12 protein-coding genes are annotated in these 13,683 nt (G+C 64.0%); all 12 read left to right on the top strand.

The features are described from left to right. Nucleotides 1–15: 15 nt before the first annotated feature. The 12 genes from bamA (at nucleotide 16) to ACF8ME_RS23465 (ending at nucleotide 13,638) form a co-directional block, all read left to right on the top strand. Nucleotides 16–2,313: an outer membrane protein assembly factor BamA gene (gene bamA, locus ACF8ME_RS23520; RefSeq protein WP_016447482.1), complete on the top strand. Its 2,298-nt coding sequence runs from the start codon at nucleotides 16–18 to the stop codon at nucleotides 2,311–2,313. After that, on the top strand, nucleotides 2,313–2,822 hold the full coding sequence (locus tag ACF8ME_RS23515) for an OmpH family outer membrane protein (RefSeq protein WP_016447481.1): 510 nt from the start codon (nucleotides 2,313–2,315) through the stop codon (nucleotides 2,820–2,822). Before bamA ends, ACF8ME_RS23515 begins: the two co-directional genes overlap by 1 nt. A gap of 24 nt (nucleotides 2,823–2,846) precedes the next feature. Next, nucleotides 2,847–3,854, top strand: a complete 1,008-nt coding sequence (gene lpxD, locus ACF8ME_RS23510) for a UDP-3-O-(3-hydroxymyristoyl)glucosamine N-acyltransferase (RefSeq protein WP_016451336.1) — start codon at nucleotides 2,847–2,849, stop codon at nucleotides 3,852–3,854. Then, entirely contained in the window at nucleotides 3,851–4,291 is a 441-nt protein-coding gene (fabZ, locus tag ACF8ME_RS23505; protein WP_012206736.1) for a 3-hydroxyacyl-ACP dehydratase FabZ, read from the top strand. Before lpxD ends, fabZ begins: the two co-directional genes overlap by 4 nt. Before the next feature lie 7 nt (nucleotides 4,292–4,298). Beyond that, the gene (gene lpxA, locus ACF8ME_RS23500) at nucleotides 4,299–5,096 is read left to right on the top strand and encodes an acyl-ACP--UDP-N-acetylglucosamine O-acyltransferase (RefSeq protein ID WP_017404505.1); all 798 of its coding nucleotides are present in this window, start codon (nucleotides 4,299–4,301) and stop codon (nucleotides 5,094–5,096) included. 21 nt (nucleotides 5,097–5,117) lie between these two features. Next, nucleotides 5,118–6,308 (top strand): lipid-A-disaccharide synthase, encoded by a 1,191-nt coding sequence (gene lpxB / locus ACF8ME_RS23495; protein ID WP_016447478.1) that lies wholly within the window; start codon nucleotides 5,118–5,120, stop codon nucleotides 6,306–6,308. Beyond that, complete coding sequence (rnhB, locus tag ACF8ME_RS23490; RefSeq protein ID WP_016447477.1) at nucleotides 6,271–6,978, top strand: ribonuclease HII; 708 nt, start codon at nucleotides 6,271–6,273, stop codon at nucleotides 6,976–6,978. The genes lpxB and rnhB overlap by 38 nt, the downstream gene beginning before the upstream one ends. A gap of 64 nt (nucleotides 6,979–7,042) precedes the next feature. Continuing rightward, the gene (locus ACF8ME_RS23485) at nucleotides 7,043–7,834 is read left to right on the top strand and encodes an RNA methyltransferase (protein ID WP_026062159.1); all 792 of its coding nucleotides are present in this window, start codon (nucleotides 7,043–7,045) and stop codon (nucleotides 7,832–7,834) included. A 174-nt stretch (nucleotides 7,835–8,008) separates the two neighbouring features. Next, nucleotides 8,009–9,181 carry a glutamine-hydrolyzing carbamoyl-phosphate synthase small subunit gene (gene carA, locus ACF8ME_RS23480; protein WP_016447475.1) on the top strand — a complete coding sequence of 391 codons (1,173 nt, stop codon included), beginning with the start codon at nucleotides 8,009–8,011 and terminating at the stop codon, nucleotides 9,179–9,181. Further along, the gene (gene carB / locus ACF8ME_RS23475) at nucleotides 9,174–12,422 is read left to right on the top strand and encodes a carbamoyl-phosphate synthase large subunit (protein WP_016447474.1); all 3,249 of its coding nucleotides are present in this window, start codon (nucleotides 9,174–9,176) and stop codon (nucleotides 12,420–12,422) included. The genes carA and carB overlap by 8 nt, the downstream gene beginning before the upstream one ends. 251 nt (nucleotides 12,423–12,673) lie before the next feature. Further along, the gene (greA, locus tag ACF8ME_RS23470) at nucleotides 12,674–13,150 is read left to right on the top strand and encodes a transcription elongation factor GreA (protein WP_392418405.1); all 477 of its coding nucleotides are present in this window, start codon (nucleotides 12,674–12,676) and stop codon (nucleotides 13,148–13,150) included. Nucleotides 13,151–13,194: 44 nt separating this feature from the next. Then, nucleotides 13,195–13,638 (top strand): DUF4149 domain-containing protein, encoded by a 444-nt coding sequence (locus tag ACF8ME_RS23465; RefSeq protein WP_016447472.1) that lies wholly within the window; start codon nucleotides 13,195–13,197, stop codon nucleotides 13,636–13,638. Nucleotides 13,639–13,683: the final 45 nt, after the last annotated feature.

The raw sequence follows: 13,683 nt of genomic DNA, 5'->3' as shown, positions 1-13,683 counted from the left end.
GCGGCAAATCCATTCATGACTAAACGTATCAATCGCCTGGGCGTGCGCGCTGCATCGACCCTGGCTGCCATGGTTTTGGCTGCCAATGCAGCCTGGGCACTGGAGCCCTTCCGCGTACAGGACATCCGCATCGAAGGTCTTCAGCGCGTGGAGCCGGGCACGGTCTTCGCTTCCATCCCCCTGCGCGTGGGTGACCAGTATGACGACGACAAGGGTGCAGCCGCCATCCGCTCGCTGTTCGCACTGGGCCTGTTCAAGGACATCCGCCTGGAAGCCAACGGCAACGTGCTCGTCGTCGTCGTTGAAGAACGCCCGACCATCGCCGAAGTGAACTTCGCCGGCACCAAGGAATTCGACAAGGAAACCCTGCAAAAGGCCATGCGTGATGTGGGCCTGGCCGAGGGTCGTCCGTTCGACAAGGCACTTGCCGACCGCGCGGAGCAGGAGCTCAAGCGCCAGTACATCAACCGCAGCCTGTATGGCGCCGAAGTCGTCACGACGGTCACGCCCATCGAGCGCAACCGCGTCAACCTGACCTTCACGGTGACCGAAGGTGATCCCGCCCGTATCAACGAGATCCATATCGTCGGGAACAAGGCCTTCAGCGAATCCACGCTCAAGGACCTTTTTGACCAGGACACCGGCAACTGGATGAGCTGGTACACCAAGTCGGACCGCTATGCGCGCAACAAGCTCAACGCCGACCTGGAAACGCTGCGCTCCTACTACCTGCAGCGTGGCTACCTGGAATTCCGCGTGGACTCCACCCAGGTGGCGATCTCGCCCGACAAGCAGACCATCTCGCTGACCCTGAACATCCATGAAGGCGAGCGCTTCGTGGTCTCCGGCGTCAAGCTGGAAGGCAACTACCTGGACCGCGACGACGAATTCAAGTCCCTGGTCAAGATCAAGCCCGGCGAGCCCTACAACGCCGATCAGGTCACGGCAACGACCAAGGCCTTCACCGAGCACTTCGGCAACTTCGGCTTTGCCTTCGCGCGCGTCGAGGCCGTGCCGGACATCGACCGTGCGACCAACCGGGTGGCCCTGGTGCTGCACGCCGAGCCTTCTCGCCGCGCCTATGTGCGACGCATCAATCTCAGTGGCAACAACCGCACGCGCGACGAAGTGATCCGCCGCGAATTCCGCCAGTACGAGGCTTCCTGGTACGACGGCGACAAGATTCGCCTGTCGCGCGACCGGGTGGACCGTCTGGGCTTCTTCACCGAAGTCAACGTCGAAACCCAGGAAGTGCCGGGTTCGCCTGATCAGGTGGATCTGGTCATCTCGGTGGCTGAAAAGCCCACCGGCTCGCTGCAGCTGGGCGCTGGTTTTTCCAGCGCTGAAAAGGTTTCGCTGTCCTTCGGCATCAAGCAGGAAAACGTGTTTGGCTCAGGCAACTACCTGGGCGTGGACGTGAACACCAGCAAGTACCGCCGCACCATGGTGCTGTCGACCACGGACCCGTACTTCACGGACACCGGCATCTCGCGCACTTACGACCTGTACTACCGCACTGACCGTCCCTACTACGACGATGCGGCCTACAAGATCGTCACATCGGGCGGCAGCGTCCGCTTTGGCGTGCCCTTCAGCGAGATCGACACCGTTTACTTCGGCGGCGGCGTGGAGCGCTCCGAAATCAAGCCCGGCACCTACCTGCCCCAGGCGTACAAGGACTATGCCGACAAGTACGGCTACTCCAACACCGGCATACCGCTGACCCTGGGCTGGTCGCGCGACAGCCGCGACAGCGCGCTGGCGCCCAACTCCGGTCTCTACCAGCGCCTGAACACCGAGTGGTCGGTGGGTGGCGAGGCCCGCTATGTGCGAGCCAACTACCAGATCCAGCAGTACATCCCTCTGAGCAAGAAGTACACGCTGGCACTGAACGGTGAACTGGGCTACGGAAAGGGCCTCAATGGCCGTCCGTTCCCGCTGTTCAAGAATTTCTTCTCGGGCGGCCTGGGTTCGGTGCGTGGCTTCGAGCAGGGCTCGCTGGGTCCGCGCGACACCAAGGAAAACCTGGCGCTTGGCGGCTCCAAGAAGGTGACATTGAACGCCGAGTTCATGGTTCCGTTCCCTGGTGCCGGCAATGACAGGACTTTGCGTCTTTTTACATTCCTCGATGTGGGCAATGTCTACGGAGCCAACGAGAACTTCGATCTCGGGGAGCTGCGGGCATCCACGGGCCTGGGCATCAGCTGGATTTCCCCGCTGGGTCCCCTGCGCCTGGCCTTTGCTCAACCCATCCGCAAGCAGACCGGGGATAAAATCCAGCGACTGCAATTCCAAATCGGAACCTCTTTCTAATGAAATCTCTATCTAGCCATTTTTCCCTGGCTGTGCTGCTTGGCGCCATGGCCGTTTCCGCGCACGCCCAGGAGTTCAAGGCCGGCTTTGTGAATACGGATCGCATCTTCCGTGAAGCATCGACTGCCAAGGCTGCGCAGTCCAAGCTGGAGCAGGAATTCTCCAAGCGTGAGAAGGAGCTGATTGACCAGGGCAACTCGCTCAAGAGCGCTTCGGAGAAGTTCGAGCGTGAAGCTCCCACCATGGCCGAAAGCCAGCGCGTCTCGCGCCAGCGCCAGCTGGTGGATCAGGACCGCGAGTTCCAGCGCAAGCGCCGTGAGTTCCAGGAAGACCTGAACTCCCGCAAGAACGAAGAACTGGCCCAGGTGCTGGAACGCGCCAACAAGGTGGTCAAGCAAGTGGCCGAATCCGAGAAGTACGACGTCATCCTTCAGGAAGCCGTCTACATCAACCCCAAGTACGACATCACTGACAAGGTGATCAAGGCGCTGAACGGCGGCGGCAAGTAAGCCAGCTGTCCAGGGCTGCATGCCGTGAGCGTATTGTTGGGCCAGATCCTCGATGCACTCGGTGGCGAGTTGGTCGGTGGCGAAAGGGAGATGTCCATCTCCCGCATCGCACCGCTGGACTCTGCCGGGGCCGGGGATCTCAGTTTTCTGAGCAACCCCCGCTACCGCCAGCAACTGGCCGCCTCCGAGGCGGCCTGCGTTATTGTGGCGCCCGCCATGCGCGAGCTGGCGCAGCAGCGGGGGGCCTGCATCGTGGTACCTGATCCGTATGCGTATTTCGCCAGGGCCACGCAGTGGTGGAAGCGAAACTGCAGGCCCGTGGCGCCGGCCGGTATCCATCCGAGCGCCGTGGTGCACGAGAGCGCCATCGTTGATGCATCGGCCACCATTGGCCCGCTGTGCGTGGTCGAGGAGGGTGCCACGATCGGTGCCCACACCGTGCTCAAGTCGCGCGTCACCATTGGCGAGAACTGCCATGTGGGCGCGCGCTGTCTGCTGCATTCCGGCGTAGTGCTGGGGGCGGACGGCTTTGGGTTCGCGCCCGAGAACGGCGCATGGGTGAAGATCGAGCAGCTCGGCGGCGTGCGGATCGGCGACGATGTGGAAATCGGCGCCAATACCTGCATAGACCGGGGTGCGCTGGACGACACGGTGATCGAGGATGGGGTCAAGCTCGACAACCTGATCCAGATCGGTCACAACGTGCACGTCGGCAGGCATACGGCCATGGCCGGCTGCGTGGGGGTGGCCGGCAGCGCGCGCATTGGCGCGCATTGCACCGTGGGAGGCGGGGCCATCGTGCTGGGCCATCTGCAGCTGGCTGACCGGGTGCATATTTCGGCAGCGACGGTAGTGACCCGTTCGCTGACACAATCAGGTGTTTACACGGGCATGTTTCCCGTGGATGAAAACGCCAAATGGGAAAAAAATGCTGCGACGCTGAAGCAGCTGCACTCCATGCGCGATCGCATCAAGGCCCTGGAGCGGCAACTGCAGCAATCGGCGGATCAAGGCCATAACGGAACGCAATGATGGATATTCACGCAATTCTCAAGCAACTGCCCCACCGCTACCCCTTCCTGCTGGTGGACAAGGTCACGGAGCTTGAGCGCAATACACGCATCAAGGCGATCAAGAACGTCACGTTCAACGAGCCCTATTTCATGGGCCATTTCCCGGGCCGCCCTGTCATGCCTGGCGTGCTCATCCTGGAGGCGCTGGCGCAGGCGGCCGGCCTTCTGGCCTTCGATGCGATGGGCCAGGTTCCGGATGAGAACAACATCTACTACTTCGTGGGCATCGACGGGGCGCGCTTCAAGCGTCCCGTGGAGCCGGGCGACCAGCTGGTGCTGGAGATCACCATCGACCGTGTGCGCGGCGGCATCTGGAAGTTCAAGGGCGTGGCCCGCGTCGAGGACGAAGTGGCCTGCGAAGCCGAGCTGATGTGCACCATGCGCAACGTGGGCTGACGGGCGCATGGCTGGCATTGAACGCATCCATCCCACGGCACTGATAGATTCCGCTGCGCAGCTGGATTCGTCGGTGTCGGTCGGCGCCTATGCCGTCATCGGACCGCATGTGGAAATCGGCGCCGGCACCACCATCGGCGCGCATTGCGTTGTCGAAGGCCATACCCGCATTGGCTGCGACAACCGGATTTTCCAGTTCGCGTCCCTGGGCGCGCAGCCCCAGGACAAGAAGTACGCAGGCGAGCCTACCCGGCTGGTTATCGGTGACCGCAACACGGTGCGGGAGTTTTGCACCTTCAACACCGGTACCGTGCAGGACCAGGGCGTCACGGCCATCGGCGACGACAACTGGATCATGGCCTATGTGCATGTGGCCCATGACTGCGTTGTCGGCAGCCACACCATCCTGGCCAACAACGCTACCCTGGCCGGCCACGTGCACGTGGGCGACCATGTCATCCTGGGCGGCCTGACGGGTGTGCACCAGTTCACCAAGGTGGGCGCCCATGCCATGGCCGGCTTTGCCAGCCATATCTCGCAGGATGTGCCGCCCTTCATGATGGTGGATGGCAATCCGCTGGCCGTGCGCGGCTTCAATATCGAAGGCTTGCGCCGTCGCGGCTTCGGGCCGCAGCGCATTCAGGCCGTCAAGCAGATGCACCGCCTGCTGTACCGCCAGGGACTGACCCTTGAAGCTGCGCGAGAAGCCATTGCTTCGCTGGAGGGTGAACTGCCCGAGGCCGCGGCCGATGTATCGCTGATGCTGGATTTCCTGGCGGCTTCGACCCGGGGCATTGCGCGCTGATCTGGCGCGCGAAAGGACGGCATGACAGAGAACGCGGCGCCATCGGCGCGCCTGAGTCCATCGATTGCCATGGTCGCCGGAGAAACCTCTGGCGACCTGCTGGCGTCCTTGCTCCTGGGGGGGCTGCAGTCCCGCTGGCCAGAGGCCTCGGCCTTTGGCATCGGCGGGCTGCAGATGCAGCAGCGCGGCTTTGAAGCCTGGTGGTCCAGCGAGCGCTTGGCCGTGCATGGATACAGCTGGGAAGTGTTTCGCCGGCTGGCCGAGATTCTGAATATCCGACGCCAGCTGCGTCAGCGACTGCTCCAGCAGCGGCCGGCCGTCTTTGTTGGCATCGACGCGCCGGACTTCAACCTGGGGCTGGAAACCGATCTGCGTGCTGCGGGCATCAAGACCGTGCATTTCGTCTGTCCTTCGATCTGGGCCTGGCGTGCCGATCGCGTCGACAAGATCCGCCGCGCGGCCGATCATGTCCTGTGCATCTTCCCCTTTGAGCCCGAGTTGCTGGCCCGCCATGGCATAGACGCGACCTACGTGGGCCATCCCCTGGCCAGCGTGATTCCGCTGCAGCCCGACCGCGCCGCTGCACGCCGCCGGTTAGGGCTGCCCGAAGATGGTCTGGTGCTGGCCGTGCTGCCCGGCAGTCGGCGCTCTGAAATACGTTACCTGGCTGCCCGCTTCTTTCAGGCGGCAGCTTTGGTTCGGAAGGCGCTGCCAGCTATTAAAATAGTAGTGCCTGCTGTGCCTTCGCAATTCGACGAGCTGCAGCGCATTGCCGCGCAAGCCGGCATGGCTTCGTCGCTGCACATCGTGCGCGGCCAGTCCCATGACGCATTGGCAGCCTGTGACGTGACGCTGATAGCCAGCGGCACGGCCACGCTGGAAGCCGCCTTGTACAAGCGGCCCATGGTGATCGGCTACAACATGCACCCGTGGAGCTGGCGTCTGATGCGTGGCAAGCAACTGCAGCCCTGGGTGGGCCTGCCCAACATCCTGTGCGGCGATTTCGTCGTGCCCGAGCTGATCCAGGATGCGGCAACGCCCCAGGCGCTGAGCGCGGCCGTGCTGCAATGGCTGCAGGCCTGCGAGCATTCCCCTTCAACCGTCGAAGCGCTGGTACAGCGCTTCACAGCGCTGCACCATGAATTGCGGCGCGATACTGCCGAACTGGCCGCCCATGCGATCGAGAAAATCATTGCCCCCACTGCCGCCTGAACAGGCGTGCCTGCCCTGGCATCCGCCGGGGTTGGTTGCGGGCGTGGACGAAGCGGGCCGCGGCCCGTTGGCCGGCCCCGTGGTGGCCGCCGCTGTCATTCTTGACGATCTCCATCCCATCGAGGGCCTGAACGATTCCAAGAAGCTCACGGCTGCGCGCCGCGAGGCACTCTATGACGAGATCCGTGCCAAGGCGCTGTGCTGCAGCATTGCCGAGGCCTCGGTCGAAGAGATCGATCGCCTGAACATCCTGCAGGCCACGCTGCTGGCCATGCGCCGCGCGGTGCTGGGCCTGCGATTGAAGCCGGTACTGGTTCTGGTGGATGGCAACCAGTTGCCCGTGCTGGATGTGCAGGCCGAGGCCATCGTCAAGGGCGACGCCCTGGTGCAGTCCATCTCGGCGGCCTCCATTCTTGCCAAGGTCACGCGGGATCGGTGGTGCCAGCGCCTGCATGAGCAATACCCGGAATACGGCTTCGATGGCCACAAGGGCTATGGCACGGCGGCCCATCTTGCCGCGCTGCGCCTGCATGGCGCCTGCCAGGAGCACCGACGAACCTTCGCGCCCGTGGCCCATGTCGTGAGCATTGCCCGCAGGGCCGAGCCGCTGGCAGCCGCCCGCGTGGCCGCTGCGGCGCAGGGCGCGCAGGCCTTGCTGCTGTCGGCCTGAGCGCCTTCGCTTTCTGCGCCCGTGGCGCTGTTCTTCGCTGTTCTCTTTGCCCGGAAGCCTTGCCATGAGCCGACAACCTGCCGCTACATCGATCCAGTCCCGTGACAACGCCCTGGTCAAGGATTTGCGAAGGCTTGCCCAGGACAGCGGGGCCTATCGCAAACAAGGACGTGTCTGGCTGGAGGGGGACCATCTGTGCCGTGCTGCCCTGGCGCGCGGCATGCAGCCCGCCGTGGCCGTGGTGGCCGAGTCCTTCTGGCCTCAGGTGCCGCTGGAGTGGGTGCAGGGCGCAGGCAAGTGCGTGGTGCTGTCCGATGCCGTGTTTGCCGAGGTCAGCGGACTGGAGTCTCCGGCCCGCATCGGCTTTCTGATGGACTGGCAGGCGTCGGCGGCCGTGCGTGCCGGCGTGGCCACCGTGGTGCTCGACCGTGTGCAGGACGCAGGCAACGTGGGCTCCATTCTTCGCAGTGCGGCCGCTTTCGGCTTCGGCCAGATCGTGGCCTTGAAGGGCACGGCTGCGCTGTGGAGCCAGAAGGTGCTGCGCGCCGGAATGGGCGCGCATTTCGGGCTGCACCTGGTGGAGTCGGCATCACCCGAGGACCTGAATGCGCTTGGCTTGCCCCTGATCGTGACCAGCTCCCATCAAGGTGAACTGATCCAGAGCGCCGCTCTGCCCTGGCCGTGCGCCTGGGCCATGGGCCATGAAGGGCAGGGCGTTGGCGAGGCGCTGATGCAGCAGGCGGCGCAGCATGTGCGCATCGGCCAGCCGGGTGGTGAAGAGTCTCTGAACGTGGCTGCGGCAGCGGCGATATGCCTGCACGCAAGCAGCGTGAGTGCCGGCTCACGTCAAGGGTAATCCCGCCTCCTGTCAGGAGGCTGAAGCGCGACCAGCCTATAATGGGCGGCTTTCAAGCATTCCACAATACGCCTAGCGACGCTTCCTCGCCACCCCCTGCAGACAAGCTGTAAACCGCACGGACCCGTCCGTGCGGCACGCTGGGCGTAACCGTAATTAGAACCGGAGAACCCAGTGCTTTTGTCTCTCAAGGGAGCATTCCCATCCGCCATCCTGGCGCTCGCAGACGGCACGGTCTTTGTTGGCAACTCGATCGGTGCGCAAGGCACCACGGTTGGTGAAGTCGTTTTCAACACGGCAATCACCGGCTACCAGGAAATCCTCACCGACCCCAGCTACTGCCAGCAGATCGTGACGCTCACGTATCCGCACATCGGCAACTACGGCGTCAACGCAGAGGATGTCGAGGCTGGCAAGGTCCATGCGGCGGGCCTGATCATCAAGAACCTTCCGCTGCTGGCCAGCAACTTCCGCAAGTCCGAGACCCTGCCCGACTACCTGACGCGCAGCGGCACGGTGGCGATTGCCAACATCGACACGCGCAAGCTCACACGGCTGCTGCGCGACAAGGGCGCACAAAACGGCGCCATCGTCGGTTTGGCCGCTGGCGAAGAAGTGACCCAGGCGCGCATCGACGAGGCACTGGCTGCGGCCAAGGCGGCCCCCAGCATGAAGGGCCTGGATCTGGCCCAGGTGGTGAGCGCCGCCCAGCAGTACGAATGGACGGAAACCGAGTGGAAGCTGGGCGAAGGCTACGGCCAGCAGCAGGCCCCGCGTTTCCATGTGGTGGCCTATGACTTCGGCGTGAAGTTCAACATCCTGCGCATGCTGGCCGAGCGCGGCTGCAAGCTGACCGTGGTGCCGGCCAAGACGCCCGCCAAGGATGTGCTGGCACTCAACCCCGACGGCGTTTTCCTGTCCAACGGCCCTGGCGACCCGGAGCCCTGCGACTACGCCATTGCCGCGACCAAGGAACTGGTGGAGTCCGGCAAGCCCGTCTTCGGCATCTGCCTGGGTCATCAGATCATGGCCCTGGCCGCTGGCGCCAAGACCTTCAAGATGGCCAACAGCCACCACGGCGCCAACCACCCCGTCAAGGACCTGGACAACGGCCGCGTGAGCATCACCAGCCAGAACCACGGGTTTGCGGTGGAGATGGAATCGCTGCCCGACACGCTGCGCGCCACGCACATCAGCCTGTTCGACGGCACGCTGCAAGGCCTTGAGCACAAGGACAAGCCTGCGTTCTGCTTCCAGGGCCACCCCGAGGCCTCCCCCGGCCCGCACGATATCGCCTACCTGTTTGACCGCTTCACGGCGCTGATGGAGAAACACAAAAATGCCTAAGCGCACCGACCTCAAAAGCATTCTGATCATTGGCGCCGGTCCCATCGTCATCGGCCAGGCCTGCGAGTTTGACTACTCCGGCGTGCAGGCCTGCAAGGCGTTGCGCGAAGAGGGCTACAAGGTCATCCTGATCAACAGCAACCCTGCCACGATCATGACCGACCCGGCCACGGCCGACGTCACCTACATCGAGCCCATCACCTGGCAGACGGTCGAGAAGATCATCGCCAAGGAGCGTCCCGACGCCATCCTGCCGACCATGGGCGGCCAGACCGCGCTGAACTGCGCGCTGGACCTGTGGCGCAACGGCGTGCTGCACAAGTACAAGGTCGAGCTGATCGGCGCCACGCCCGAGGCCATCGACAAGGCCGAGGACCGCCTCAAGTTCAAGGATGCGATGACGCGCATCGGCCTGGGTTCGGCACGCTCGGGCATCGCCCATTCGATGGACGAAGCCTGGGCCGTGCAAAAGGAGATGGGCTTTCCCACCGTCATCCGCCCCAGCTTCACGCTGGGCGGCACGGGCGGCGGCATTGCCTACAACCCCGAAGAGTTCGAGACCATCTGCAAGCGCGGCCTGGAAGCGTCGCCGACCAATGAGCTGCTGATCGAGGAATCGCTGCTCGGCTGGAAGGAGTACGAGATGGAAGTCGTCCGCGACAAGGCGGACAACTGCATCATCATCTGCTCCATCGAGAACCTGGACCCCATGGGCGTGCACACCGGCGACTCGATCACCGTGGCGCCCGCGCAGACGCTGACCGACAAGGAATACCAGATCATGCGCAACGCCTCGCTGGCGGTGCTGCGCGAGATCGGTGTGGACACGGGTGGCTCCAACGTGCAGTTCTCGGTGAATCCGAAGGACGGTCGCATGATCGTCATCGAGATGAACCCGCGCGTGTCGCGCTCCTCGGCGCTGGCCTCCAAGGCCACGGGCTTCCCCATCGCCAAGGTCGCTGCCAAGCTGGCCGTGGGCTACACGCTGGACGAACTCAAGAACGACATCACGGGCGGCAAGACGCCTGCGTCGTTCGAGCCCTCGATCGACTACGTGGTCACCAAGATCCCGCGTTTCGCATTCGAGAAGTTCCCGGCTGCCGACAACCGCCTGACCACGCAGATGAAGTCCGTGGGCGAGGTCATGGCCATTGGCCGCACCTTCCAGGAATCCTTCCAGAAGGCTCTGCGCGGCCTGGAAGTCGGCGTGGACGGCATGAACGAAAAGACCCAGGACCGCGAGATCCTCGAAAAGGAACTCGGCGAACCAGGTCCGGACCGCATCTGGTATGTGGGTGACGCCTTTGCTGCCGGCTGGACGCTGGACGAAGTGCACAACATCACCAAGATCGACAAGTGGTTCCTCGTGCAGATCGAAGAGATCGTCAAGATCGAACTCGAACTGGACAAGGTCTACGAGGAAAAGGGCGATGCCGCGCTGGCTGCACTGGACGCCACCACGCTGCGCACGCTCAAGCAAAAGGGCTTCTCCGACCGCCGCCTTGCCAAGCTGCTGCACAGCACCGACAAGGCCGTGCGCGAGGCGCGCAAGGCACTGGGCGTGCGCCCCGTGTTCAAGCGCGTGGACACCTGCGCTGCCGAGTTCGCCACCGACACGGCCTACATGTACTCCACCTATGACGAGGAGTGCGAAGCCGAGCCGACGGACAAGAAAAAGATCATGGTGCTGGGCGGTGGCCCGAACCGCATCGGCCAGGGCATCGAGTTCGACTACTGCTGCGTGCATGCCGCGCTCGCCATGCGCGAGGACGGCTATGAAACCATCATGGTCAACTGCAACCCCGAAACCGTGTCCACCGACTACGACACCTCGGACCGTCTGTACTTCGAGCCGCTGACGCTGGAAGACGTGCTCGAAGTCGTGGCTGTCGAGAAGCCGGTCGGCGTCATCGTGCAGTACGGTGGCCAGACGCCCCTGAAGCTCGCCCTGGGCCTGGAAAAGGAAGGCGTGCCCATCATCGGCACCACGCCCGACATGATCGACGCGGCCGAAGACCGCGAGCGCTTCCAGAAGCTGCTGCATGAGCTGGGCCTGCGCCAGCCGCCCAATGCCACGGCCCGTACCGAGCCCGAAGCGCTGGAAAAGGCGGCCGGCCTGGGCTACCCCCTGGTCGTGCGTCCCAGCTATGTGCTGGGTGGCCGTGCCATGGAAATCGTGCATGAGCAGCGCGACCTGGAGCGCTACATGCGCGAAGCCGTCAAGGTCAGCAATGACTCGCCCGTGCTGCTGGACCACTTCCTGTCCAACGCCATCGAGTGCGATGTGGACTGCGTGCGTGACCGCGAAGGCGCCGTCTTCATCGGCGGCGTGATGGAGCACATCGAGCAGGCCGGCGTGCATTCGGGCGATTCCGCCTGCTCGCTGCCGCCTTACTACCTCAAGCCCGAGACCGTGGCCGAGATCAAGCGCCAGACGGCTGCCATGGCCAACGCGCTGAGCGTGGTCGGCCTGATGAACGTGCAGTTCGCCATCAAGGAAACGGCCGATGGCGACGTGATCTACGTGCTGGAAGTCAATCCGCGTGCCTCGCGCACCGTGCCCTTCGTCTCCAAGGCCACGGGCATCCAGCTGGCCAAGGTGGCTGCGCGCTGCATGGCCGGCGACACGCTGGCCCAGCAAGGCATCACCAAGGAAGTCACGCCGCCGTACTTCAGCGTCAAGGAAGCCGTCTTCCCGTTCGTGAAGTTCCCGGGCGTGGACACCATCCTCGGCCCCGAGATGAAGTCCACCGGCGAAGTCATGGGCGTGGGCAAGACCTTTGGCGAAGCCTTCGTCAAGAGCCAGCTGGGCGCCGGCGTGGCACTGCCCACCCAGGGCAAGGTCTTCCTGACCGTGAAGAACGCCGACAAGCCGCGCGCCGTGGCCGTGGCCAAGGAACTGGCTGCCATGGGCTTCGTGCTGTGCGCCACGCGCGGCACGGCAGCGGCCATCTCCGAGGCAGGTATCGAGGTGCAGCTCGTCAACAAGGTGACCGAGGGCCGCCCCCACATCGTGGACATGATCAAGAACGGCGAGATCGCCATGGTCATCAACACGGTGGAAGAGCGCCGCAACGCCATCGCCGACTCGCGCGCCATCCGTACCAGCGCCCTGCTGGCGCGCGTGACCACCTTCACCACCATCTTCGGTGCCGAAGCCGCCGTCGAAGGCATGAAGTCCATGGGCAACATGGATGTGCACTCCGTCCAGGAGCTGCACGCCCAGCTGCAAACGGCCTGATCCTTCCGCGCTGCCGTCCCTCGTTTCTGACGAGGTGCAGCCGGCGGCACTGTCCGACAGTGCCGCCGGGTTTTCCCACCGAAGCTGGTGGTCAAACGCGGCATAATGGACCACATGACTTGATGAAACCGCCGCGCGGCAACGTGCGGCGGTTTGCTTTTGGGGCGCAGGCCCTGCCGCCATACTGCCGGCCCGCCTGTGCCAAAGAAGCCGCGCAACGCGCGGCGTTTGCTGCACATGGAGACTTTTCAATGGCCACCATTCCCATCACCAAGCGCGGAGCCGAGAAACTCAAGGACGAGCTGCACCGTCTGAAGACCGTGGAGCGTCCTGCCATCATCCAGGCCATCGCTGAGGCCCGTGCCCAGGGCGACCTGAGCGAAAACGCAGAGTACGAGGCCGCCAAGGACCGCCAAGGCTTCATCGAGGGCCGCATTGCCGAGGTGGAGAGCAAGCTGTCCGCAGCCCAGGTCATCGATCCTTCCGCCGTGGATGCCGGCGGCCGCGTGGTCTTCGGTGCAACGGTTGAACTCGAAGACGAGGACAGCGGCGACACGGTCAAGTACCAGATCGTCGGCGAGGACGAGGCCGATCTCAAGCTGGGCCTGATCAACGTCTCCAGCCCCATCGCACGCGCGCTGATCGGCAAGGAAGAAGGCGATACCGCTGTCGTGCAGGCACCGGGCGGCGAGCGCCGCTATGAAGTGGTGTCGGTGCGCTACCTCTGATGCGTCGGTGCCTGTGCCTCGATCGTTGAGGAAGGCCTAAGCCCATGAGCAACCTGTACGAGCGCGTTCCCCTGCTGGCTGCTGCCCTGTGGTGGGGCAGCCTGTCGGCCATCGGCTTCATGGCCGTGCCCATGCTGTTCGCCCACTTGCCCACGCCGGCTGTCGCGGGCTTCATGGCTGCCAAGCTGTTTGCCGCGCAGACCTGGGTGTCCATCGCCTGCGCGGCCGTGCTGCTGGTCCTGTCCCGGCGCAGCAAGGAGTCGGTCCTGCAGCCCTGGGCCAAGGCCTGCCTGGGCTTTGTGATCGCAGGCATGCTGCTGGCATTTGTCGTCCAGTACGGCGTGTCGCCGCGCATCGTTGCACGCGACAACCTCAAACTGTGGCACAGCGTGGGCACGGTGATGTATGCGCTGCAGTGGCTGTGTGCGCTCGTCGTGCTGTGGCGCATAGGCCGTTCGTCTCAAGCGAACACCCGGGCCACGGCCTGATCCCGGTCCTGCCGGTTCGGCACCATGCCAAACAAAAACGCCCGC

Source organism: Delftia sp. WSY_7, from assembly GCF_043104845.1.
In the GTDB taxonomy this organism is placed as follows: domain Bacteria; phylum Pseudomonadota; class Gammaproteobacteria; order Burkholderiales; family Burkholderiaceae_C; genus Comamonas; species Comamonas tsuruhatensis.
The sequence above is the reverse complement of the archived record's forward strand: the minus strand, read 5'-3'. Positions and strand labels throughout refer to the sequence as shown.